This is a genomic window from uncultured Parvimonas sp. (assembly GCF_963524015.1).
Classification (GTDB): Bacteria; Bacillota; Clostridia; order Tissierellales; family Peptoniphilaceae; genus Parvimonas.
In genome coordinates, this window is sequence record NZ_CAURDT010000002.1 from 162,782 (window position 1) to 187,367 (window position 24,586).

Genomic DNA, 24,586 nt, shown 5'->3' on the forward strand with positions numbered 1-24,586 from the left:
TAACTCCTTAGAATGAATAAAATAAATATGATAAAATTATTCCAACTATTCCGAAGCTACCAACTAAAAAGTAGCTCAAATAAGTAAATGGAACAATAACTATTTTAAAAATCGCTAAAATATATAAAATCACATATCCGATTATAGAATTCACAATAATCTTTTTTAAAATCTTTAACGGAAACTTTAGTAATTTAAAAACTAAAACAATTAATAAAATTCCTACAATATAAGAAATAATACTATGTTCGAAAAAAACTTACTTAAACCAGCGAAATCAAGAGATTCTAATGAATCATAATACATTTTTCCAAAGTTTTCCAAAGTATCACTCTCCTATTCTTTCTACTATTATTTTATCACAATGCAAAGATTTTATCAATTAAAACTGTCAAAAAATAAATATATCTATTCTAACCGCTTTTTACTTATTTGCTACATTATCTTTTTAAATATATTCAATTTTTTCAAATCAAAAGGTGCATATCTAAATGGTAAATCTAAAATAGTTTTATTTTTTACAATTCCTTTTTTATGGCTTAATAAATCAAAGCCATATTTCCCGTGGTAAGAGCCCATACCACTATTTCCTACACCACCAAAAGGAATATGACTATTTGCAAGTTGCATTATAGTGTCATTCACACAACCTCCTCCATAAGAAAGGCTGTTAATAATATACTCTGCATTTTCCTTTCTTTGCGAAAAAATATAACATGCTAATGGCTTTTCTCTCTCTTTAATTATATCAATAATTTTATCTATATCATCATACTCAATAATAGGAAGCAAAGGTCCAAAAATTTCATCTTTCATAATCTCGTGGTCAAAATCTACATCAGGAAATATAGTAGGTTCAATCTTTCTTTCATTGTCATTACTCTTTCCGCCAATTACATTTGACTCAGTCTTTACTAAATTTAAAAGACGTTCATAGTGACGAGTATTAATAATTTTTGGATAAGATTTGTTATTTACAGCATCTGGATATCTTAATTCAATTTCTTTTTGCAAATATTTAATAAGTTCCTCTTTTACATTTTTATGAACAACAATATAGTCTATTGAAACACATGTCTGTCCTGCATTTAAAAGTTTCCCCCATATTATACGTTTTGCAGAAAGTTTTATATCAGCGGTTTCGTCAATAATACAAGGACTCTTTCCCCCTAACTCCAAAGATACAGGAATTAAATTTTCACTTGCAACACGCATTATGATTTTTCCAACTCTTGCACTTCCGGTAAAAAATATAAAATCATATCTTTGATGAAGAATTTCGTCATAATCAAGGTCAGAATCTACACAATAAATATATTCTTCTTCAAATGTTTTATTTATTATATCTCTAATAATTTTTGATGTATTTTTACTCTCTTTTGAGCATTTTATAACAGCACAATTTCCTGCAGCAATAGCAGCAACTAGTGGAGAAAGTGACAAATTAAAAGGATAATTCCACGGTGCCATTATTAACACAACTCCATAAGGTTCTGAATAAACATAGCTTTTAGCAGGAAATGTCCCAAGACTTCCTCTCACTTTTTTAGGCTTACTCCATTTCTTCACTTTTTTCAATGCCTCATGAATTTCACCATATACTATTCCAATTTCAGTAAGATAACCTTCTGCCTCTGATTTTGAAAGATCTTCATAGAGAGCGGATAATATTTGCTTTTCATTAGTTTGAATTACTTTTTCAAGTTTTTGTAACATACTAATCCTATATTCGACAGATTTTGTTGTATTTGTAGTAAAAAATTTTCTCTGCTTTTCAACAATACTTTTTAATTCCATCTTGTACTCCTTATGATATACTATATTTTGTTAAGATTTTCTCTAAATATAAGTCAAATTTGTTTTAAAAAGCTCCTTAGAAATACCATTAATTAGCTCTAAAGCCTATTAATTTAATTTTATATTATTTAAAATAAAAATAGATAATTATCTTTATAATAAAATTTACCATTGTAATTAGTATTTCATACAGTCATCAGGAGCATCTTCATCAAAATGATTTTTTCTGCCAAAGTCTGCAGTCTCCGTAATATGAGCAAAAGTATTATTGTCAAATTCTCTATATCCACTATGACCAGTACATACAGCTTCTATGTTGTATCCCTTAACTTTTTCTTTTAATTTAATTAAGGATCTTTTATTCATTTCTGGAAATTGTGTGAAAAAGTCAAAGAATGGATAACCACCTTTTTTATTAATCGCTAAACAATCTCCACTTATAAGAATTTTGTCATCAACAATATAACACATATGTCCAATTGTATGTCCAGGAATATGAATAGCAACAATTTTTATACCTTCAATATTAAAAACATCTCCATCTTTAATTAGTTTATAACCAGAAGATAAACTTACACCAATATTAAGCTTTAAAAATCCTAATTTCTTCATTCTATGAAGTTGTCCTGTTAAATATTGTTCATCTTTTTCACCAATATATACTTGAGCGTTTGGAAAAATATTCTTTCCATTCTTATCAATCCCGCCGGCATGATCTACGTCAACATGAGTTAAAAAAACATATTTAATATTATCTGGATTTATATTAATTTTTTCAAACTCAAAATTGACATTTGGAAAGTTCATATGCCCTGAATCAAAAGCAATAGTATTACCATCTTTAGTATAAAACCACATATTTACATCAGCTTCTCTAATACATGAAATTCCATTTGGAAAAATACCGGTATTAGATGGATTAAGCGCCTTGGTACCCTTCAAAAGATACTTTTTAAAATGTTTGTCAAAAAAATAAATTATTCCCATAATATCCTCCTTATAAATTTATTTAGATTACAGAAAAATTATTTTAATTATACAAATCAACATTTATCATTGTATTTATATGTAATACTGAGCAAACATTTCATATAGAAATTAATGGTATTTGTTGCTATAAATATCGTATTTATATCTTCCATTTTGTCTAAACAATTTTCTTCTTCCTTTTTGTTTTAATATGCTTCCAACAATTACAAAAGGAAATAATAAAATCATATAAAGGTAGTAATAACTATATTTTACAGTTGCTGTGTATTTGACTTCTCCTGATACAGCTTGCATTTTTTCGGCTTTTATTATTTCTCTAATTCTATCGACGGTTATTTTGCCTTCATCTGATAATAATTCGTTCAATACTTCTTTGTCAGTAATTTCAAAAACTGTATCGTTAATAAGTTGGCTGTTTCCTAAATTGTCAAAATAATAGTATTTCCCATTTTTTGTCCAAACGGAGCCTATTACATTACTTTGTATGTCTTTTACTTTTTCCCAACCTTCTTTTTTACCAAAGCTAACTATTTGAGAATTTCTTGAATACAATCGTCTAATATGTGGAACTCTAAATCTAACAATATACGTTTCATAAGAATTTAAAAAATACATATTTTCTTCATCACAAAACACATTCTCATCTAAAAATTCAATATTTCCTTTAAAATTATTTTCTCCAATTTTTATTTGCTTATTATTTCTTTGATTATAAAAATATACTCCATCTTTTGAAGCAAAAAATAGATTATAAATATGAGAACTACTATTTCCAATTACTCTATAAGGAGTGAAATTTTCGTCAAATCTAAGATTACCTTTAAAAACTTCTCCACTCTTTTTATCATAAAGCAAATCGTCCCCCTGCTCAACTGAAACGACTTCTAATTCTCCACTATTTTTAATTGGTAAAAGTTCATTTTTGTAATAAACATTATTTTTATCACAAAAATACTCTCCATGTTTAGAAACCTGCTTTATAGTATTTACATCTGCGTTTTCAAGTGGCTTTCCCTTGTAGTAGAGCACATCTCCATCTGTTGCAAAATATATTAAATTATTAATTTTCGAAATTTTCTTTTCAGTATTTAATTTATGATATGGATAAATATATGACTTAGGCTTTTTATCCTTAAAAAATGCATGAACTATATGTCCAAAAATTTCTGAAACATAAGAAATCTCATCATTTCTCTCAGAAAGTGAAGAACAAAAATAAGTACTTTTACCATCAGTATAATATCCATTCCCAACATTAGTTATTTCCTTTGGATTAAGGTCTTCAATTTTTACATTTCCAAAATAAACATGATTTTTATCCTTTCCAACAACTGAATTATTATAATCATTCTCTGACTTAATTACACTAAAAGAATCTACATCTGCACCTTCTACAATGTAATATCCACCACTAGGAATAAGTACATAAATCTTGTTATCATATTTATAAAAAAAACTATTACCAATTCATTCCCCACTTCTTTCAATATTTACATAAGTATCATCTCTCACGAGAAGCTGACTAAATGTAAAAAAAAACAATTGTTAAACTAACTAAAATTAAACAAATACCTAAAATTTTTGAACGAATACTTTCATTCTCTTTTCTATCCAAATAACATCATCCCCCATAGTTATTTTATTAAATATATTATATTCCAAACCATAAATAATAGCAATAAAAAAGAGTTGATATAATTGATAATCTAATCAACTATAACAACTCCTTTAGAGTATTATATTTAATTTATTTTTCTAATGCTTGGTCAATGTCTTCTATTAAATCGCGAATATCTTCTATACCTACTGAAAGTCTAATTAAGTCCGGAGATACACCCGCTGCTATTAATTCTTCATCATTCATTTGTCTGTGAGTTGTTGATGCAGGATGTAGAACACAAGTTCTTGTATCAGCTACGTGAGTAACAATTGCAGCAAGTCTTAGAGAGTCCATGAATTTAACTGCAGCTTCTCTACCACCTTTGATTCCAAAAGATATTACTCCACAAGAGCCATTTGGAAGATATTTTTGTGCCAATTCGTGTTGGCTATCATTTTCTAAACCTGAAAAAGAAACCCAAGACACTTTAGGATGTTTTTCTAAATGTTTAGCAAGTGCTAATGCATTTTCGAAATGTCTTTCCATTCTTAAGTGTAAAGTTTCTAAACCAACTCCAAGATAGAAAGAGTTTTGTGGTGAAGGTATAGAACCTAAATCTCTCATCAAATTAGTTGTCATTTTTGTAATATATGCACCCTTTCCAAAGCTTTCAGTATAAACTGTTCCATGATAAGTTTCATCAGGAGTTGTTAGTCCCGGATATTTTTCGCTATATTTAGTCCAATCAAAATTACCTGAGTCAACAACTGCTCCACCAACTGCATTTGCAGAACCATTCATATATTTTGTTGTTGAGTGTGTAACAATATCAGCTCCCCATTCAAAAGGTCTACAGAAAATTGGTGTAGGGAATGTGTTATCAACTATTAGTGGCACTCCATGTTTATGAGCAACTTTTGCAAATTTTTCTATATCTAATATATTAAGTGATGGGTTTGATAAAGTTTCGCCAAAAATTAATTTTGTATTTGGTTTAAATTTTGATTCTAACTCTTCAACTGAAATATCAGGGTCAACAAAAGTTGATTCAATTCCTAAATTTTTCATTGTATTCGCTATAAGGTTATAAGTTCCACCATAGATAGCAGAAGTTGAAATTATATGATCCCCTGCACTAGCTATATTTAATATTGCATAGAAATTTGCTGCTTGTCCTGATGATGTCAAAATTGCTGCAACTCCACCTTCTAGTTGGCAAATCTTATTTGCTACTGCATCATTTGTAGGGTTTGCAAGTCTTGTATAAAAATATCCTGAATCTTTTAGGTCAAATAAATCTCCCATTTTTTCTGATGATTCGTATTTAAAAGTTGTTGATTGTACTATTGGAACTACTCTTGATTCTCCGTTTTTTGGTTCATAACCACCTTGTACGCAGATTGTGCTTGTATTATATTTTTTTGTCATTTTTATTTCTCCTTTAAAATTATTTTATTCAAATTGTGTTATAGGTTCACTGCCACTTACAGCTCCTACAATAAGTCCAAGTGTAGCAGGTAATACCCAAGCAAATCCAAGACTACTTAGTGGAAGTATATCAATAAATGCCTTGATACTAGGGACATTAGCAACAGATAAAATTGCTTCTAATACACTTACTGCCAATGTGAAAATTAATGCATATCTAAAACTTTGTTTATTAGGTATAAATTTACGGAAAATACCCAAAATCATTAATACTATTAAACTAGGGTAAACTCCCTTGTAAATTGGTGTTGCATAGTAAACTATGTTTTCAACTCCAAGTACTGCAATTGTAGCACCAACAACTGATGAAACTACAGCAGCTATCTTGTGAGGTATCTTTCCATTTGAAAAGTCATGGAAGAAGTTTGCTATTGATGTAATTTGACCAATGGCAGTTGTAACACAAGCCAAAACCACAGCTATTGAAAGGAATAACATTCCATTCTTTCCTAAAACTCTTTCAGCAATTGCTAATAGTAACTTACTTCTATCTATATCTTTTGGATAATAGCTACTTACTGAAGCTCCAAGATATATAAGTCCTACATAAATTACTGCTAAAAGAATTAAAGCTATTACTCCACAATAAGCAGTTAATTTATTTCTTTCTCTGCTTGTACGGTATCCTCTATAAACAATATCTCCTATAAAAACAGTACCTATAAGATAACTCACTATTAAATCTCCTGTTTGGTAACCTTCTAAAAATGAATGAGTAAAAACACCACTTTGTTGTGGAAGTGTTGGAATTCCAATTGGAGTAAAAATTCCTTTAATAATAATTCCAAGTAATACTATAACTAAAATTGGCGTTAAAAACTTTCCTACACTGTTAATCATTCTGTTGATATCCAATGAAAAATATAGTGCTATAGCAAAATATCCAATAATAAATGCAACGATTGATACATTAGGAAATAGTGCCTTAAATCCTAACTCATAAGAAACCGCTCCTGTACGTGGCACAGAGATACATCCTGCAAAAACCATTATAAATAATAATAAATACTTTGCAAATTTTTTATGAATATCTTCTGTCATGGCTTCAAGTGAACCACCATTTTTTGATATAACATAAAGTCCCACAACCGGCATTAATACTGCAGAAATACAAAATCCTATTGCAGCTAATGACCATTGACTACCTGAAATAAATCCCAATAAAGGGGGAAATATAAGATTTCCTGCACCAAAGTAGGAACCAAATAGAGCTAATCCTACTATTAAAATATCTTTCTTTTGTTTGTTCATAATCTTCTCCTTTTTAATTACACTAATATTACTGAAAGAGAATGATAAGTAAATCAAAAAATTAAGTAACCAGTTGCGCACCTAGTTATGAGCCAAAAATAAAAAAAGCTCCCGTCCAACAAAGGACGAGAGCGAAAACTCACGTGTTACCACCTTAATTCATCTTTTTATCACTAAAAAGACCTTATTGAGTACTATCATACTCGCAATGCTATAACGGGCACACCCGTCACAACCTAAATCTAAAAATAGATCTCGATGTGATGACTCCAAGGCCATGTTCGAAAGCTTCTCTCTCATTTCTCTCACCAAACGAAATGTCTCTGTATCGATTGAATAACTTTCTACTCTTCTCTTCAACGTCTTGCTATAGATTATAAAGGACAAAAAACAATTTGTCAATACCTAAAATGAAATTTTTTAACTAAAATTTGGTCATATAGAAATTTCACTAAATTATATATTTGTTTTGATAAATTAGCTTATTATTTATTTCAGTTATAAAAAATTCTTTAACTTTGTATTCAAATAATCTTTTTATAATAGTAAATTTACATCTTACATAAAGGTACTGTTATTATGAATTTTCTATTGTATTTTTTAGAGTTATAAAGTTTAATCAACCTAATACCTCTAAAAAAATTTAAACATAATACACTTTATTTTATTATCAACTTAGACCCATAATTGTAAAAAATGAGAATAACAAATCTATAATTATTATGAATAAAATTTATTTGCTAATTAAAATGTACAACAATAATAACTTTGATCTAAGTTTCTTAGGTATTTTATTCTTATAATCTGGATACAAATTCTCAATAAGTCTAATTCTTGTTCTAATATCTTTTAGAATTTTGACTATTGATATACAATAATTACCAGGTAATATCCAAATTGCTAATCCTGTTTTTGGAATAATTATATATTTTTTGGAATTTCTTCTCTCATAGTTTTCAATTAACTTTATTTTTACTAATAGGTTTAAAAATTTCTCCACAAACCATATATTGCCCCCAACTAAATAAGTCCATTTATTAGAATTTAATTTTTCTATTCTAGCAGTCACAAATGGTAACCCAATTGTTCTAAACACTCCTGTTCTATGATTTCCATTTAATCTAACCATGTATAACTTATCCTGAGTAAATGGCGAAGGATATTCTTTTAAATCAAGAATATTTGTATGTGGTTCTGAATTCATTTGACTTATTAAAAATTCATAGTCCCCTCTTTTTTTTATAGAATATTCAAAAATTTCTTTTGGAGAGTGATGATAAAATTCAAATCCATTAGATAAAATAATCTTATAAGGTTCTATCCATAACCCATCAATTTCTATAGTACTACAATTAGCGCATGATGGCATATATAAGGAATAATATATATAATTATCTAAACGTTCTTGATACTCACCTTTAATATCATCAATCTTTTTTTTATCTTCAGCTATACAATAATTTTTTATCATTTCTATGTATTGTTTATTTTTCATATTTTACTCCTTAACTCAAAATTCACATTATGATTATAGTTTATTTTTGTATAAAAAATATAACATACAAAAAAATTTAATATAAGTGTTTTTTAGTAATTTCAAGCAAATATATATATTATCTAATATTTATTCTATATTTTCATATTTGTTATTTAAATTATTTTAGTTATATTAAATTTTCAACAAATAAAAAAGCTAAATCAAAGTTATAATTATTTTAAAGTATATAACTTGAATAAGTCTTTTTTGAAAAATTATTTATTCTTTTTTAAATCACGTCTTATTTTTACTAATTTATCTGCAATCATATTACGAGATTCACCCATCCTAAAAGAAGCAATTCTACTTAATGTTCTACCATATAATCTGCTATGTCTTTCAAAAATTTTATCAACAGTCAAAGTCATTTTATCTTGGAACTCTTCTTCAAGTTCAGCAATATTTCTTTGGAAATTAGTCAATCCTGAAACTGTAAGTGTAAAATCAGAAGAATGTATAGCCAGTAAAACAACAGCAAGAGCTATTGCAAAATTATTTGGAATTGTCACATAAATTTTTTCAAAAAGCGGAATAAAAAATTCCATTATAATAATTGCTCCAATCCCAAAACCAACAGAAGTAATCGCACAAGTCCTTCCATTTATATTAAGTGGCATATCACTGTAATCCCACCATCTAGCATGAAACAATTTTTCAAGTACATATGACGTTGGATATTCTAATACCATACTAGCAACAAATCCCATAATAAATATTTGCCACCATGATAGATGAGAAATTTTACCCATTGAAATAAGATCATAAAAGGCCAATCCTAAAATTGAACCAAAACCATAAATCGGACATAATGGTCCATACAAAAACCCACGATTTTGCCATTTTCTTTGGTCGATTGTACAGTATATACTTTCCCATATCCAGCCCAAAACACTAAATGCAAAATATGCATTCAAATATCTAATTAATTCCATAATACTCCTTTAAAAAATGTAATTCTATAAAATCTATTTAAAATTAAAATAAATTTCCTTACTATATAAATAAATTTTACTTTTTTTATTCTTAATCCGTTATATAAATTTATAAATCTATAAATATATATTTCTAAACAAACACATAGCTTTACAACGAATTTGTGCTATTTACTTTAAATTTTCATACTAAACTTCAATCATAGCTCTTTTGTATAATAATATCTTTCTCCAATATATGGGTAATCTTTCAATACAAATACTTCTTTATAGCCATGCTTTTTATAAAAATCTGGAGCTTGAAACTTAAAAGTATCTACAAAGGAATATTTACAATTTCTTTTTCTAGCCTCATTTTCTGCTCTCTTCAAAATTTCTGAACCAAGTCCTTGCCCACGTAACTTCTCACTTACATATAAGTACTCAATTTCAAGCCAATTTCCAAATGTTTCTGCGACCATTCCAGCAATTAAATTACCTTGATAATCTTCCAAATAAATATTTAGTGGTTCACTTATTGATGGTTCTCTCTTTGATTTATTATATGATTTAATTAAGTTTGCCAGTTCTTTTGATTTTGCTGATTCTTTATTTTCAATCTTAAATTCCATATTCTCCTCTATATTTTATTAATTAATTATTAATTATTAACTATTTATCTTTTTAATTATTTCAAATTTTTTTGTTTAAGAAAATTATATCTTCATTAATTATATAAACTAGAATTTACAAGGTTAAAGTTTACAGACCATAATATAGTCTTCCTCATTTTCATGAACTATTTCAAATCCAACCTTCTTATACATACGAACTGCATTATTTACTTTTTGCACTGATAAAGAAACTTGCTTATACCCTTTCTCTTTTAGAGCTAAAATAATTTGCTTCATTAATTTTGTTCCAATGCCTAAATTTCTATATTCTTTTAGAAGTGAAATTGAAAGTGATGGAGTTTCATCATCAATATGACCATAATCATTTATTATACGAGTCCAAACCGCTCCTACTACCTTACCTTCAACCTCTGCGACATAACAAATATCATCTTTCTTTCCAAAATCTGAAATATATATTTGTAAATCAGGGTGATTTATAATATCTTTAGATGGTTCTGGAACTCCTTCAGGAATAAAAATAGCTTCATATAAAAAAGTATCCAACAGTTTTATTTCACATTTTTTTAATTCTCTTATTTTAAAATTCATGCTTACCTCCAATTTATATAATATTTTTAGTTTTTATAAATCTACAGTAATTCCACACATACTATACCCCCATACATTTGTAAAATATCCCTACAATCTATATCTCGTTAACTTATTTTAAACAAATTTATGTCTAACACAATCTACCATAAAACATGAATACTCAGGATATAAATTTAATTTTATCTCAGGTCTTGAAGCTCCACTCTTTATACTAAAAATCATCTCTTCAAACTTTCTTTTATCCTCTTCCCAACTAGCAATAGTTTCTTGTTTCTCTTTTTCGCTGTCATAATCTTCATCAGCAATAGCTTCATCTATAGCTTCTTCAAAATACTTCCGATTCTTTTCTTCAAGACTAAAAAATCTTTTCTTTTGATTTTTTAACCAAAGAACATAAAAATATTCTTCCCATTCTGCGATATAATAGTATTCAACACAATCTCCACAAAGATTTAAAAATATATCATACTCTTCAAGAGCATAATAGACATCAATAATTTGGTCTTCTGAAATATCATCTGTATTTAAATTGTAATTATAATCTTGTCCAGGTTTTACTTTCTCTACATAAAACATTGCTTCGTCTTTGTTGCCAAGATACACTTCACAATAAACCAAACACAATAACAGACGCATTCTATTTGGATAAACTTCTAGTAAGCTTAAAAATATTTCTTTTGCTTTTTCATATTCCTTAAGTTCAAAAAAAGATACTGCAAAGTTAAAAGAAGTAATATAATTTTCTTCCATTTCTCTTGCTGTATTGAAGTAATTATGACTTATTAATAAATCTCTTTCATCCTTAGAGTATTCATACTCACTAAAATAATAAAGACCAAGACCTGTATAAGTTTCTACAAATGGAGAATTCAAGTCTTTAGCTAAATTAAAATACTCCAAACTGTTTTTAGAAAAATCATCCCAAAAAGCTAGATCAGTATATATTCTTGCTTTATCAATATCACTTAAAGAATTTTCAAACTCATTAAAAAAATCTTGTAGAAATTCAATATAATCAAATTTATCATCTCTAAGTTCCAACTCAACAGAAGCAAAAGTACAAACAACATCAACATTTGATGGACATTCACTTTGCTTTTTCAAAAGATAGCTTTTCATTATCTCAAGATATTCCTTTGAACTTTCAAAATCTTTTAAAAATGGTTTATTGTATATTTTTTCATATTCTGTTTTTAATTTAAGCCAGTATGATTTGATTTTGTTTAACATAATAATTACAATACCTTTTCTATAACATAAATACCTTTTTAAAGATACATAGTTCAAAATCCAGAATTAATAATACTTTCAGAATAATTCTTAAAATTTTTCTAATTTTACATTAGAAAAATCAAATTGATTTTCTAAACAGTCTATTATTTTATCAGATAAATTATGTAATTTAAACAAATAATCTTGATAAGTTATTCCTTCAAAACAATTTTCTATAATTCCATAAAAAGGCTTATCAATATTTTTAAATGTAATAACACCAGATTCCCTAAGATTATAATGCATCATACAATTTCGCAGTTGTGTTTTGAAAATTTTTTCTCCTACCTTAAATATTTCAACAAATTTTTCAGTTTCAAAATGTTTATTTTTATTACTTTCAATATAATTTTTAAAACGCTCTAATGAACGTAATGTATAATATGATGTAATATATTCAATTCTAAATATCCATTTATTTCCATCTAAAAATAAAGACCTTAATATGTATTTTATAAAATTCATATTACATAACAAATGCAAGAAAAAAAGATTTATCTCTTTTGATATGTTTTGTAAAAATAATTTATTTTTCAGATTTGTATTTATATCATAATAATTATTTATTTTAACGAATTTTTGTGCTCTATGAACAATAGGATAATCCATTGATTCAGAAAGTCCTTCTCGAACAGAAGAAACGAATGATCCTATTTGATATCCAATATGATAGAATTTATCATTCAATGAGTAATCAAACATACTTTTTACCGTTAAAAAATCCGATAATTGTTGTGTATTTCCTATAATATGTCCTGCATCAGTCCAATAACTTCCCAGATTAAAATGTATATTCTTAGTTTTTAAAAATTCCAACGAAATTGTATTTTTAAAATCTTCGTTGTGCCTATCATCAACCGATAATATCTTTTTTTTTGATTTCTCAAATCCTTTCGAATATGCCTTTATATGATTACGAATATCTTTAAAATTATTATCCAAAGTTTCCTTCAATAATTTTTCGCCCATGTATTCTTGACACGACTGAACAAATAAGACATAATAAGGAATAATTTCCATAGAAAAAATATTATCTCTTTCTGTCTGCAATAGAGAGTATATTGATTCGGTGTCCTCTTGTATAATTAGAACTGATACTAATTTTTCTAACTCAGATAATTCAAACATATATACCTCCTATTAAAAAATATTACAAAATCAATATATATATAACATTTTTAATCTGTTTATTACTTTTAATTTTTCAATCAGACTATTTCACATACTTCTTAAAAACTTTAACAAATAACTGTACTTTATCAATAATATCATTCATTAAATCATCATAATTTGAATGGTCATCAAAATTTAGACCAGGAATACGATAGATTATTTTTGAAACTTTTCTATTATTAACTCTCTGCCAATCAAGCTCAAATCCAAGTTTTGACTCAATCTCAATCTTCTTTTCGTATAAGGAATCAAATAGCTCTTTATCATCATTTATGTATAAACCAATTCCTATATATCCTTCTTTATTTACAAGTCTTATCTGAACACATTTTTCACTTACTCCTATTGCGACCTCATACCAATTATCAGTAGTTACTTTTCTATCATTGAACGGTTTCCCGCGTTCTATGAGTATCTCATTAAATCTTTTCCAGAAAACTAATATTTCATTTTGTGACTTACTAAATTCTCTAGATTCAGTTTGTATCTTAGCATTTTTAATAAAATCATTTGGCTTTTCTACAATTTCGAATTTAGGGGCAAATAAAGAATCTCCTATTCTATAGGCACGAATTTCTATCAAAAAGAAATTAAGATTCTTATTTGTATTATTATTCAGCCATTCAATTGCACTTCTGTGTTCCTCTCGTGCTTTCTTAACTATCCAAACAATAAGATTTGCATCCAATCCGGAAGCATATGTAACAATTTTTCCTAAGTGATCATGATCAGATGCTTCTAACTGATTTTCAATAATAACATTCTGTCCTGAAGCTTCATCTTTAGCAACTAAATCACAACGATAAGAACCAACCAATACCTCTTTTTCAATATCAACAAGAGTTAGTTCCAACACTTCATTTAATAAATCTATATTTTCTTCCTTTGCAAGCCAATTAGAGAAATCATATTGTTCATGACTCCATAATTTTCTTACATTTACCTCTTCAAGTCTTCCTAGTTCTGGTATTGTCATTAAAAAATTCTCCTTTCAATATATTTTTTTATATATTTTAGTAAATATTTATTTTATTATTATTTAAGATTTTTTATATCCTATCTTCACTTCCTACAACCCTTTTATTAATTCCTTAACATATTCTTTTACACCTTTTATATATAAAAATCCCGGGTCTAGGTGGCATAGAAAGTGCCAATCTGGCGTTTCTTTCTTTCTGTATGTAATTGCTTCCCCATCTTTGCTTCCGAAAAAGCTTCTATCTACTTCATAGCCATTTGTTTCTAAGAAATCCTTTATAAGATTATATTTAGTTTCTCTTTCTTCAATATAAGCTTTTACTTCTTCATTATTAATTACATAAGCATCTATTTTTGAATATCCTGCTATAATTTTATCTTTTTTAACTGATAGATCGGAAATTTTTTTCCAAACAATTTCAACATTCTCTTCAGAATCAAACATAAATCTGGATAGCGGTACAATATTTTCATTATAGATAATTTCCATATAATCAGGTATATTTTTAGGATTAAAATATTCATATTCTAAATTATCTTCTTTTTCTATAGTATATCCAGATATTTTAGATACGAATTCTTTTCCTTCTTCTAAAGAATCAAATGCTACTAAATCTTTTGAATAATTATTTTGATATAATTCCAATATATACATCTACAAACCTCCAAATATTAATAAAAAATTCATAAAATATTAACTTTTTTCTTTAATTCTGATAATTTCTTTGATAACAAAATAAGTTTGGCTTACTTTAATCACTGTATGATATATATCTATCCAATGCGGTAAACACTTCTTCAAGGCTGAAATATCCAATTTTTCGTATCGCTTCTTTCCCTTCAACAAAAACAAGTATTGCTGGTGATCCAAGGATATTTTCCTGTGCTGCAAGTGAAATATTATTCTCTATTGATACATAGCCAGTGAACACTTGAGGATGTGTCCCACTCCAAATTGTAATTTTTTCCTTAAGTGCTTTGCACGGAGCACAAGCCTGTGAACCAAACAAAAATAAACTAAACTTCTCTTTCTCTTTAATCATTTGATACTCTGTCAATGTTTGAATAATTCTCATTTCTCGCATAATATCCTTCTTTCTCATTTTTAGCAATGATCTTCTTTAAATCCATACTATAATTACACATCTCATCCTCAAGATATAGAGATGTAGTTTACTAATCTAATGTTTCCCTTAATTAAGCTTGGACAATAACGCAACTGTCTCACAATGAAACGAGTAAACACTAAGTATGTCAAGTAGCTACGTTCGTATGTAGGAACATATCCATGAACTTTTTAACGATAGCTTAAGGTTATCGTTAAAAGGTATTACCTCGACAAACTGAGATTTGTAGGGCTATATTAACAAACTAAGTTGATTTAAAACAGCCCTACAAATTAGAAGTTACTGACATTATAACTCATCAAACAACCAGTCCACAATGTCCACGAGCTAAATCAATCTTGTAAAACGCAATAAACATTTCATTTACGTACAAATTATCTCTTACCTGATTTTCTTTGAAAAACGCCTTACTACGAATGTAACAAATAATACTGTTTCCAAAATAATCGTCAGGGTACAAAGAACAATACCCACAGGAATATTTGACTGGAAAACAATGGAACTGCTAAGCCCCAAGATATAAACCAGCACAAACGGATTCATTATCTTCTTATCCAGCTGATGGCTCTTTTTGTTTAATCGTGAATTGCTTAGCACACCAAAGTAAAACAGAAACAAGCCAAGAAACATCATTATAACCCTTATAATGCCCATGGCATCATTAGAATAGTCTAAGTCTATTGTACAGATATTTAAGCCAAACCAAATAAAGTAATGCTTGTAAATGAGTTCAGCCCCACTTTGACAAGGAAGATTCTCCTCAATAGCGTGGTCAAATTCTGATATATAAAACAAAAACAACGCCACTACCTGAAACATAAGTAAAACAGAGTTTATTGAAAATTTCTCTAATTCGAAGAAATTCGCCGTGGCCATCAGCATTTCCCCAAAAGTAATGATAGTAAAGAGTGTCAATCTTTCTATAAGATGGGGCATGTTAATTGGTACCATAGCCATGTCTTTTCTAAATAAGCTTGAGCCTAGAATACTTAAAATAAAGCTAAAGCCAGTCAACAAGATACGACCTGTTCCCGGTATAAATAAGCTAATAACAATAACAACTGATCTTACAAAGAGAAGCCATAGAAAATCCTTAATCAGTTTTATATCTTTTTCACTATACTTGTGCTTAGTATAAGCGAGAAGATACTGCAGAAATTGCACAACAGAAATCCATATAATCGCCAAGGTAAAGGCGCTCCAGCTATCCTCCATATCCGAGCTGACATTTGCAGCCATAAATAATAAAGCAGGTATTTGAAAAACTGTCATAATGATGATATGTAATAAATTATGCTTCCCATAGCGGTTCATGTACACTGTTTGTACATTCCAAATATTTATGAAACATACAAAAACAACAATATATATATATAATAATCTCATTTAAGCTAAATATTCCTCTCTCTAGGCTATGTAGAACATGAGTAATCTTAGAAATCCCAAATACAAACACCAAGTCATAAAACAGCTCAGTAAGATTGACCTTCTTTGCCTCTTCTATCATTTTTTCTCCCATATGCTCGTCCTTTCTATATTGTCTAAACCATGTTTTTCAGTATTTCTTCAAAGCTCTCTTCTTAAATAGTGTAGAATCTGTCAAGGTTTTTATCTAAATAAAGCTTTCCGCTGATGCTTCAAATTTATCCCAATATGCTCCATGTATGTTTTATATTATCCTATTATTACATAAAATGGTAATGATTTAATTTGAACTTCAAAAGAAAAAATATTATTTAACTCCTTATATTTACAAGCTATCTTATAAATATTATGTCCATTATTCTGCACTAACTTAGGATTTTCTTCAGTTTCTATATTATCTTTATCCCTTAAAAACTCTATCAGTTTATCAAAAACTATTTCCTCATCACTTTTAAATTAGCAATTTATTCTAAAGCCCAATAAATCCGGAAGTTTTTCGCAAATTATATTCTGCAAATCTATTTTTTCATCTGATTCTATACCCCAGATTTTAATATAATTTTTTCTTCTTAATTTTTCTCTTAGACTATTCTCATTTTTTATTCGAGAATTAATGCTTCTCGAAATTTTCTCATATGAAGAAGCTGTAAATTCAGTCAAAATTTCTTCAATTGCTATGCGCTTTTCATTAATCAATTTATGAAATAATTCATCAGAGAATGCCTCTATCAAATTTTCTATCTTATTCACATCATTCATACTCTACTTACTCCTTAATTATATCTACAGATAGTTGCAAGCGGGCGAAATTTTTGACAATAACGCAACTGTCTCACAATGGACTGTTCTTGGAAATTGGTCGAAGATTTTTAATGTTTTTAGTTCGTAGCCATTTTCAAGTAGAATTTGAACATCTCTTTTTTGTGTTTTTGGGTTGCAAGAAATGTATACCATTGCTTTTGCACCGCAAGAGATTATTTTTTCCAATGCTTTTTGGTTTATTCCGTCTCTTGGTGGATCTACGATGATTACATCTACCATTTCTTTTCTGTTTTCAATTTCTTCCAGCACATCTCCGGCTATGAAAGTACAATTTGTTAGTCCATTTTCTTTTGCGGATTTATTCGCACTTTCGACTGCTTCGTCTACGATTTCAATTCCATAGACTGCTTTTGCTTTTCTAGCTACAATTTGCCCTATTGTTCCCGTTCCTGAATATAGGTCAAAGACTACTTTATTTTCTATGTCTCCACAGAGTTCAATTGCTTTTGAGTATAGATTTATTGCTCCAAATACATTTGGTTGGAAGAATGAAAATGGTGTTACTTTAAATTCCAAGTCAAATATTTTTTCTGTTATGTATTCTTTTCCAAAAATTATATTTATTTTTTCAGGAACAACTGCATCTGCAAGTGAGTCGTTTTCAGTATGCACAATTGATTTTATTTTCCCTTCAAGTTTCAATCCTAAAAGTATATCTACAAAACTCTTTTTATCAAATTCGCTTTGTGTTGTAGTTACGATATTAACCATTATTTCTCCGGTTGTCAGTGCATAACGAATGATTAAATGTCTTAAGAGTCCCTCGTGAGTTCTCTTTTTAACAAACGGAATATTTTTTTCTCTTACAAAGTCGATAATTGCATTTCTTATTATTTCAAAATCTCTATGTACTAAATTACATTCTTTCGTATCTACAACTTCATAAAATCTATTCTTTTTATGCATGCCAAGCATTATTGGACTGTCTTTATACATATCGGCAAAAGTGTATTCCATTTTGTTTCTATATGCAGTTTTTAATGGACTTTCAAATATTTCAGGTTCTTCTGAATATACATCTTCAAAAAGTTCCTTTATCTGTCTTTGTTTTAGTTTAAGTTCGTATTCATAGGGAACACTTTGATAGCTACAACCTCCACATTCCAAATAGTTTGGACAAGTTGGATTAGTTTCAAGTGGACTTTTTTCTAAAATTTCCAAAAGTTTTGCTTCCATATGTTTTTCTCTTTTTCTTCCAACGACTACAGAAACTTTTTGTCCTTCAATTCCACCTTTAAAATTTACTTTTTTATCTTCAAAAGTAAATTCGGACATATTTGGAAAATTAACTTTTTCAATTATTCCTTCTAAATATTTTTTCTTTCTTCTTGACATATATTTCCTTTCTATTAGCAGAAAAGAGCGAAATAACTTCACTCTTTCCTCTAACCTATCTATTTATTTCTTACCATATTATTTTTTAGTTTGTTCTTTAAATTTAATCTCTTAATTCATAAAATATTATATCATATTTGCAAACATTTTTCTATAATACATTTTAGTAAATTCTTAAAAAGAAATAAATGTTTCAATTTCAAATATTTGCCACTTTGAGTAAATAGTATTATAGTTTATATTTTAATCTTTATCCCATCTATTTGCATCTGTCCATCTGAAATTAGAATCTTTACTTTTTCGATGCTCTTTTTCATATTTTATATCTGATCTTCTACACATTTCTCTATCTAAACTTTCCATTTTTTTAGAATGTTTTCTACTGCCATTTTTCAACCATTTTTGCCTTTCTTTTTCATATTCGTTTTCTAAATCGTTATCAGATTTAAAAATATATTTTAAAAATCCCATATCTAATCTCCTTATTTTTTATCTATTAACTTATTAATGACCTTTGTTCTATTTTTAACTCCAACAGTAATTCCAATCGTAAATAATAATCCTACTCCTATGATTTTTAATACATTCCATGTTAATTCTTTATTATTTTCCATATTTTTTGTTGCTTTTTCTTTTATATTCGAATTTTCTTCTATCTGTTTATCAACTATTCTGTTTACATCTTCATGTAACTTTTTTATTTCTTCAAATATAGATTTCCTTTCTTCTTCTGATGTTGATTTTTCTAAGCCCATCTTATACAAATCCATTTCTTTTTCAACAAATTTCTTATACTCACTGGAAATAGAATTATTTGATTTTAATACCTCTTCAAGTAGATTAAAGTAATCTTTTGTATTTTTTGCATTTGCATCTAGTATATTATTACAAACTGTTCCAATTTCTTTTAATACTTTTACATTTTCTATTGAATTCTCACCCTTTTTTTCGACTAAAGATTTCATAATAAACTCTCCCTTATATTTTTACTATTTCTATTATAGATTTTCCTATGCCATCTTTAAATTTACATATTCATCATAATTCCTCTCTAAAAGATATTTCTTAGTTTAATGATAATAATACTAAATAATAGTTATATAGATGCCACCTAATGTATCTTAATTTTTATATCTAACATAATAATTAACTAACCAGATGATACCATTTTTTCATTTCTTAATATCACATATTTATTACTTGTTCTTCTATCAAAACAACTCTATCCCTATGAAAATCATATTTTTCTTAATTATAACATAGTTCCTTGCATTTCACTGTATTTGTAATTTTTTAGATAATCTTCTTCCCATATATTTCCTTTCTATTAGCAGAAAAGAGCGAAACAACTTCACTCTTTCCTCTAACTTATCTATTTATTTCTTCCACAACATTTTTTATATTTTTTACCACTTCCGCAAGGACATGGGTCATTTCTTCCAACTTGTTTTCCTTTAACGACTGTTGTTTGTTCGTCTTGAACATTTGTAGAAACTTCTTTTGCAGCTCTTTCTCTTTCGATTTCAGCTCCGGCAGGTTGGATGTTGAATAATCCTTTTAGAACGTCTACTTTGATTGATTCGTTCATTTCGTTAAACATTTCAAAGCCTTCTGCTCCGTACGCTCTTACAGGATCTTGTTGTCCATAAGATCTTATGCCAATACCTTGTCTTAATTGATCCATAGCATCTATATGATCCATCCATTTTCTATCGACAACCATAAGCATAATTACTCTTTCAATTTCTCTCATTTGTTCTTCGCCGATTTGTTCTTCTTTTTCAGCATAGAATTTTTGAGAAACATCAGTAATATAGGATTTTAATTCTTGTTTGTTTAATCCTTTCATTTCTTCAAAATTCAAGATACCATGTGGTAAGTATGCATTTTCGATTGCCATTTTCAAATCATTTAATTCAATATTTTTTCCGTTAGAATATTGTTCAACAGTAGCATCTATGAATTCAATTAACATTTCTTGAATGTTATCTTTCATATCTTCTCCGTCAAGAACTGCACGTCTTTCTTTGTAAATTACATTTCTTTGAACATTCATAACATCATCATATTTTAATACATTCTTTCTGATACCAAAGTTATTTGCTTCGACTCTTTCTTGTGATCTTTCAATTCCTCTAGTAACAGATTTGAATTCTAACACTTCGTCCGGGTCATAATTTCTATTCATTGCAAATCTTTGAATAGCTTCTCCACCGAATAGACGCATTAAGTTATCTGTAAGTGAAACGAAAAATCTTGATTCACCAGGGTCTCCTTGACGACCAGCACGTCCTCTTAACTGATTGTCGATACGTCTTGATTCATGTCTTTCGGTACCTACAATGAAAAGTCCACCAGCTTCAATTACTTTTTTAGCATTTTCATCAGTTTTTGCTTTATATTTTTCATACAATTTTTTGAATTCTTCTCTAGCTTTTAAGATTTCTTCATCATCAGTTTCCCAGAAAGCATCTAAATTATCTAAAACATATTGTGGTGTTCCATTTTTCTTCATTTCATGTTTAGCCATAAAGTCAGGATTACCACCTAAAAGAATATCAGTACCACGGCCTGCCATGTTTGTTGCAATAGTAACTTTACCATAAACACCGGCTTGAGCTACTATTTCAGCTTCTCTTGCATGGAATTTAGCATTCAATACATCATGTTCTATTCTTTTTTTCTTAAGCATTGCACTTAGTAATTCAGAAATTTCAATTGAAATTGTACCAACAAGCACAGGTTGTCCTGTTGAATGAATTCTTTCTATTTCTTCAACAATTGCTTTGAATTTAGCTTCTTCAGTTAAATAAACTCTATCATGATGATCTATTCTTATAACTGGTTTATTTGTTGGAATTTCAATAACATCCATGTGATAAATTTCATTAAATTCATCTTCTTCAGTCTTTGCAGTTCCTGTCATACCAGCAAGTTTTTCATACATTCTGAAGTAATTTTGGTAAGTGATTGTTGCAAGAGTTCTAGATTCAGACTTGATTTCAACACCCTCTTTAGCTTCAATAGCTTGGTGAAGTCCTTCGCTATATCTTCTACCTTCCATTATACGTCCAGTAAATTCATCTACGATTAGGATTTCTCCATCTTCACTTACAACATAGTCAACATCTCTTTGCATTGTATTGTTAGCTTTTAATGCTTGGTTTATATGATGTGCTACTTCCATATTAACTGGATCTGAAAGGTTTACAAGTCCAAAAAATTCTTCCGCTTTTTCAGTACCTATTTCAGTTAAGTTTGCAGTTTTATGTTTTTCATTAACTACAAAATCAACAGTTTCTTCTCTAAGTTCTCTGTTGTAAAAGTCTTCATTTTCTTCACTTGGATCTGCAATTCTTCCCTTTAAACTCTTTACAAATCTATCAGCAAGTGCATATAAATCAGTTGATTGATCTCCTTCACCTGAAATAATAAGTGGAGTTCTAGCTTCGTCGATTAAAATCGAGTCAACTTCGTCGACGATTGCATAATTAAGTCCTCTTTGAACAAGTTCTTCCTTGTAAACAACCATATTATCTCTAAGGTAGTCGAAACCAAATTCTGAGTTAGTTCCGTAAGTAATATCACAATTGTAGTTTTCACGTCTTTCATCATTTGTAAGACCATGTAAAATACAACCAACTTTTAGCCCTAAAAATTCATGAATTTTACCCATCCACTCCTTATCTCTCTTTGCAAGGTAATCATTTACTGTTACTATATGAACACCCTTACCTGTAAGAGCATTTAAGTATGAAGGTAAAGTTGCAACTAAAGTTTTTCCTTCACCTGTTTTCATTTCGGCAATTCTACCTTCGTGTAGAACAACCCCACCAATTAACTGTACTCTATAATGTTTCATACCTAAAACTCTATAAGCCGCTTCTCTAACTGTTGCAAAAGCTTCAGGTAAAATATCGTCTAAAGTTTCTCCATTTGCTAATCTAGTTTTAAATATTTCTGTATTATTTCTAAGTTCATCATCTGTTAATTTTGAATATTTTTCTTCGTAAGACATTATTTTGTCTACGATTGGATTTATCTTTTTAACTCTCTTTGAAGAAGAATTAAAAATATCACTAAAAAATCCCATAACTCACCTCTATCTAAAAAATATATTTTCTCACAAGTGATATTTTACCATAAATACTCAAAATTTACAAATTATAATAAAAAAACAACTTATAATTTTTTGTTTACTATTACAATCTTGACTTTATTTTAAAAATCTTATAAAATATTATAGTATTCGTGTGATACCAATAGTAGCCTATTTTTTTAGGCAGAGTAGGAAACTTGCATTAAGTGTTACAAGATGGGATGTTGCTTGTAAACGAAGAGATTTCTCGTGGTTAGTTTTCGCATCCACTGTTGGCATTGATTTTTGAAAGGAGAAAAATGAAAAAAAATAGGTTTACAACCACACAATTAGCTATTGCAGGACTTATGATAGCTATAACAGTTATTTTGTCATATCAAAATATTTATTTATTCCCCCCTAGAAGTGGAAGAATAACACTTAGATTTATACCAATGCTATTTTCTGGTATATTATTAGGGCCTACACTTGGAACTATAATCGGTGGTGCTTCTGATCCATTGATTTATTTCATGACCTTAGGTTCTCCTGGAATGTATTTTCCAGGATATATGCTTACAAATATGATAATGGGATTTTTCTCAGGACTTATACTTGGAAAAAATATTGAAAAAGAAAGTAAACTTTTTGTAATCTTAAAAGTTGCACTTATTTGTATTCTTTCTTTTGTTGTTACAATCTTTTTAGACAGCTTTTGGCTTTCTGTAACAAGAGGTAAAGGATTTTGGTACTATGTTGTTTCAAGAACATTGCCAAATTTAATCCAAATGGGAATTACATTTGTTGCACTTTTAGTTTTAACTACAAGAATAAAAAAAACATACAGATAAAAATAAATTAAGAAAAATCATAAACACGAATTATAAACTGACTGCAATGGTAGTCAGTTTTTTTGTTCGTTATAATTTTTTTAATAAATCGTAAGCTCTTTTACAAGCAATAGTGTTTCTGAAAGAAATTCTACAATAATTTTTTTATGTATCTTTGATACATTTACTTTTGCTAAAGCAAAAGTATGAGATCTCCAAAGTCATTGTATCAAACAACGCTACAATGACCCCGTCAGACCTACTATTGATTATTTACAAGTAAATAATCAAAGTTAGGGCTAGATTGTCTACGCTCGAGATGACATGTTGGGAGCATTACTTTGCTTGGTTTTTGACGTGAATTATTTTATTCGTTATAATTTTTTTAATAAATCGTAAGCTGTTTTACTATTAATGGTAAGCTATTAAACGAGGGTACTTCCTTACCCGTCATTTCGACCGTAACGAAGCAACGCGAAGTGAAGTGGAGAAATCTCAACTATTGCTTAGTTATAAGCAATAGTGTTTCTGAAAGAAATTCTACAATAATTTTTTTATGTATCTTCGATACATTTACTTTTGCTAAAGCAAAAGTATGAGATCTCCAAAGTCATTGTATCAAACAACGCTACAATGACCCCGTCAGACCTACTATTGATTATTTACAAGTAAATAATCAAAGTTAGGGCTAGATTGTCTACGCTCGAGATGACGTTTTAGGGGCTTTACTTTGCTAATTGTTT

22 protein-coding genes, 1 riboswitch and 1 other annotated feature are annotated in these 24,586 nt (G+C 28.5%); of the genes, 1 reads left to right on the forward strand and 21 read right to left on the reverse strand.

Annotated elements, in window-relative coordinates; genetic code table 11:
- Positions 1-7: 7 nt before the first annotated feature.
- The 21 genes from RWJ08_RS03625 to secA form a co-directional block, all read right to left on the reverse strand.
- A complete protein-coding gene (locus RWJ08_RS03625) occupies positions 8-241 on the reverse strand; it encodes a pro-sigmaK processing inhibitor BofA family protein (protein WP_313961221.1) in 234 nt (77 codons plus the stop codon).
- Between the two features lie 194 nt (positions 242-435).
- Positions 436-1,797: an aldehyde dehydrogenase gene (locus tag RWJ08_RS03630; protein WP_313961102.1), complete on the reverse strand. Its 1,362-nt coding sequence runs from the start codon at positions 1,795-1,797 to the stop codon at positions 436-438.
- Between the two features lie 177 nt (positions 1,798-1,974).
- A complete protein-coding gene (locus RWJ08_RS03635; protein WP_313961103.1) occupies positions 1,975-2,784 on the reverse strand; it encodes an MBL fold metallo-hydrolase in 810 nt (269 codons plus the stop codon).
- A 111-nt stretch (positions 2,785-2,895) separates the two neighbouring features.
- On the reverse strand, positions 2,896-4,254 hold the full coding sequence (locus RWJ08_RS03640) for a DKNYY domain-containing protein (protein WP_313961222.1): 1,359 nt from the start codon (positions 4,252-4,254) through the stop codon (positions 2,896-2,898).
- A 280-nt stretch (positions 4,255-4,534) separates the two neighbouring features.
- Entirely contained in the window at positions 4,535-5,815 is a 1,281-nt protein-coding gene (locus RWJ08_RS03645) for an O-acetylhomoserine aminocarboxypropyltransferase/cysteine synthase family protein (protein ID WP_313961104.1), read from the reverse strand.
- 24 nt (positions 5,816-5,839) lie between these two features.
- Positions 5,840-7,126: a branched-chain amino acid transport system II carrier protein gene (brnQ, locus tag RWJ08_RS03650; RefSeq protein ID WP_313961105.1), complete on the reverse strand. Its 1,287-nt coding sequence runs from the start codon at positions 7,124-7,126 to the stop codon at positions 5,840-5,842.
- Positions 7,127-7,244: 118 nt separating this feature from the next.
- Positions 7,245-7,495, reverse strand: a binding site (T-box leader).
- Positions 7,496-7,859: 364 nt separating this feature from the next.
- On the reverse strand, positions 7,860-8,621 hold the full coding sequence (locus RWJ08_RS03655) for a hypothetical protein (RefSeq protein ID WP_313961106.1): 762 nt from the start codon (positions 8,619-8,621) through the stop codon (positions 7,860-7,862).
- A 257-nt stretch (positions 8,622-8,878) separates the two neighbouring features.
- A complete protein-coding gene (locus tag RWJ08_RS03660; RefSeq protein ID WP_313961107.1) occupies positions 8,879-9,595 on the reverse strand; it encodes a putative ABC transporter permease in 717 nt (238 codons plus the stop codon).
- Between the two features lie 200 nt (positions 9,596-9,795).
- Positions 9,796-10,206 carry a GNAT family N-acetyltransferase gene (locus tag RWJ08_RS03665; RefSeq protein WP_009354484.1) on the reverse strand — a complete coding sequence of 137 codons (411 nt, stop codon included), beginning with the start codon at positions 10,204-10,206 and terminating at the stop codon, positions 9,796-9,798.
- Between the two features lie 123 nt (positions 10,207-10,329).
- A complete protein-coding gene (locus RWJ08_RS03670; RefSeq protein ID WP_313961108.1) occupies positions 10,330-10,800 on the reverse strand; it encodes a GNAT family N-acetyltransferase in 471 nt (156 codons plus the stop codon).
- 117 nt (positions 10,801-10,917) lie between these two features.
- A complete protein-coding gene (locus RWJ08_RS03675; RefSeq protein WP_313961109.1) occupies positions 10,918-12,033 on the reverse strand; it encodes a hypothetical protein in 1,116 nt (371 codons plus the stop codon).
- Positions 12,034-12,123: 90 nt separating this feature from the next.
- Positions 12,124-13,203, reverse strand: a complete 1,080-nt coding sequence (locus RWJ08_RS03680; protein WP_313961110.1) for a hypothetical protein — start codon at positions 13,201-13,203, stop codon at positions 12,124-12,126.
- An 85-nt stretch (positions 13,204-13,288) separates the two neighbouring features.
- The gene (locus tag RWJ08_RS03685) at positions 13,289-14,224 is read right to left on the reverse strand and encodes a DUF4268 domain-containing protein (protein ID WP_313961111.1); all 936 of its coding nucleotides are present in this window, start codon (positions 14,222-14,224) and stop codon (positions 13,289-13,291) included.
- Between the two features lie 93 nt (positions 14,225-14,317).
- Complete coding sequence (locus tag RWJ08_RS03690) at positions 14,318-14,881, reverse strand: hypothetical protein (RefSeq protein ID WP_313961112.1); 564 nt, start codon at positions 14,879-14,881, stop codon at positions 14,318-14,320.
- Between the two features lie 97 nt (positions 14,882-14,978).
- Positions 14,979-15,269: a thioredoxin family protein gene (locus RWJ08_RS03695; RefSeq protein WP_313961113.1), complete on the reverse strand. Its 291-nt coding sequence runs from the start codon at positions 15,267-15,269 to the stop codon at positions 14,979-14,981.
- Between the two features lie 465 nt (positions 15,270-15,734).
- Entirely contained in the window at positions 15,735-16,739 is a 1,005-nt protein-coding gene (locus tag RWJ08_RS03700) for a low temperature requirement protein A (protein WP_313961114.1), read from the reverse strand.
- A gap of 495 nt (positions 16,740-17,234) precedes the next feature.
- Positions 17,235-17,537, reverse strand: coding sequence for a hypothetical protein (locus tag RWJ08_RS03705; RefSeq protein WP_313961115.1), 303 nt, complete (start codon positions 17,535-17,537; stop codon positions 17,235-17,237).
- A 24-nt stretch (positions 17,538-17,561) separates the two neighbouring features.
- Positions 17,562-18,935, reverse strand: coding sequence for a 23S rRNA (uracil(1939)-C(5))-methyltransferase RlmD (gene rlmD, locus RWJ08_RS03710; RefSeq protein WP_313961116.1), 1,374 nt, complete (start codon positions 18,933-18,935; stop codon positions 17,562-17,564).
- A 243-nt stretch (positions 18,936-19,178) separates the two neighbouring features.
- The gene (locus tag RWJ08_RS03715; protein ID WP_313961117.1) at positions 19,179-19,406 is read right to left on the reverse strand and encodes a hypothetical protein; all 228 of its coding nucleotides are present in this window, start codon (positions 19,404-19,406) and stop codon (positions 19,179-19,181) included.
- 11 nt (positions 19,407-19,417) lie between these two features.
- Complete coding sequence (locus RWJ08_RS03720; RefSeq protein ID WP_313961118.1) at positions 19,418-19,900, reverse strand: hypothetical protein; 483 nt, start codon at positions 19,898-19,900, stop codon at positions 19,418-19,420.
- Positions 19,901-20,307: 407 nt separating this feature from the next.
- A complete protein-coding gene (gene secA / locus RWJ08_RS03725; RefSeq protein WP_313961119.1) occupies positions 20,308-23,028 on the reverse strand; it encodes a preprotein translocase subunit SecA in 2,721 nt (906 codons plus the stop codon).
- Positions 23,029-23,216: 188 nt separating this feature from the next.
- A riboswitch (THF riboswitch) is annotated at positions 23,217-23,308 on the forward strand.
- 25 nt (positions 23,309-23,333) lie between these two features.
- On the opposite strand from secA, the gene RWJ08_RS03730 reads away from it, so the two are divergent.
- Complete coding sequence (locus RWJ08_RS03730; RefSeq protein ID WP_313961120.1) at positions 23,334-23,864, forward strand: folate family ECF transporter S component; 531 nt, start codon at positions 23,334-23,336, stop codon at positions 23,862-23,864.
- Positions 23,865-24,586 lie beyond the last annotated feature (722 nt).

Coding starts and splice junctions, on each gene's coding strand:
- RWJ08_RS03665 (WP_009354484.1), bottom strand. CDS start 10,206: ATGGAATTTAAGATTGAAAATAAAGAATCAGCAAAATCAAAAGAACTG.
- RWJ08_RS03705 (WP_313961115.1), bottom strand. CDS start 17,537: ATGAATGATGTGAATAAGATAGAAAATTTGATAGAGGCATTCTCTGAT.
- RWJ08_RS03695 (WP_313961113.1), bottom strand. CDS start 15,269: ATGATTAAAGAGAAAGAGAAGTTTAGTTTATTTTTGTTTGGTTCACAG.
- RWJ08_RS03720 (WP_313961118.1), bottom strand. CDS start 19,900: ATGAAATCTTTAGTCGAAAAAAAGGGTGAGAATTCAATAGAAAATGTA.
- RWJ08_RS03715 (WP_313961117.1), bottom strand. CDS start 19,406: ATGGGATTTTTAAAATATATTTTTAAATCTGATAACGATTTAGAAAAC.
- RWJ08_RS03700 (WP_313961114.1), bottom strand. CDS start 16,739: ATGAGATTATTATATATATATATTGTTGTTTTTGTATGTTTCATAAAT.
- rlmD (WP_313961116.1), bottom strand. CDS start 18,935: ATGTCAAGAAGAAAGAAAAAATATTTAGAAGGAATAATTGAAAAAGTT.
- RWJ08_RS03660 (WP_313961107.1), bottom strand. CDS start 9,595: ATGGAATTAATTAGATATTTGAATGCATATTTTGCATTTAGTGTTTTG.
- RWJ08_RS03675 (WP_313961109.1), bottom strand. CDS start 12,033: ATGTTAAACAAAATCAAATCATACTGGCTTAAATTAAAAACAGAATAT.
- RWJ08_RS03680 (WP_313961110.1), bottom strand. CDS start 13,203: ATGTTTGAATTATCTGAGTTAGAAAAATTAGTATCAGTTCTAATTATA.
- RWJ08_RS03730 (WP_313961120.1), top strand. CDS start 23,334: ATGAAAAAAAATAGGTTTACAACCACACAATTAGCTATTGCAGGACTT.
- RWJ08_RS03655 (WP_313961106.1), bottom strand. CDS start 8,621: ATGAAAAATAAACAATACATAGAAATGATAAAAAATTATTGTATAGCT.
- secA (WP_313961119.1), bottom strand. CDS start 23,028: ATGGGATTTTTTAGTGATATTTTTAATTCTTCTTCAAAGAGAGTTAAA.
- RWJ08_RS03635 (WP_313961103.1), bottom strand. CDS start 2,784: ATGGGAATAATTTATTTTTTTGACAAACATTTTAAAAAGTATCTTTTG.
- brnQ (WP_313961105.1), bottom strand. CDS start 7,126: ATGAACAAACAAAAGAAAGATATTTTAATAGTAGGATTAGCTCTATTT.
- RWJ08_RS03685 (WP_313961111.1), bottom strand. CDS start 14,224: ATGACAATACCAGAACTAGGAAGACTTGAAGAGGTAAATGTAAGAAAA.
- RWJ08_RS03670 (WP_313961108.1), bottom strand. CDS start 10,800: ATGAATTTTAAAATAAGAGAATTAAAAAAATGTGAAATAAAACTGTTG.
- RWJ08_RS03645 (WP_313961104.1), bottom strand. CDS start 5,815: ATGACAAAAAAATATAATACAAGCACAATCTGCGTACAAGGTGGTTAT.
- RWJ08_RS03630 (WP_313961102.1), bottom strand. CDS start 1,797: ATGGAATTAAAAAGTATTGTTGAAAAGCAGAGAAAATTTTTTACTACA.
- RWJ08_RS03690 (WP_313961112.1), bottom strand. CDS start 14,881: ATGTATATATTGGAATTATATCAAAATAATTATTCAAAAGATTTAGTA.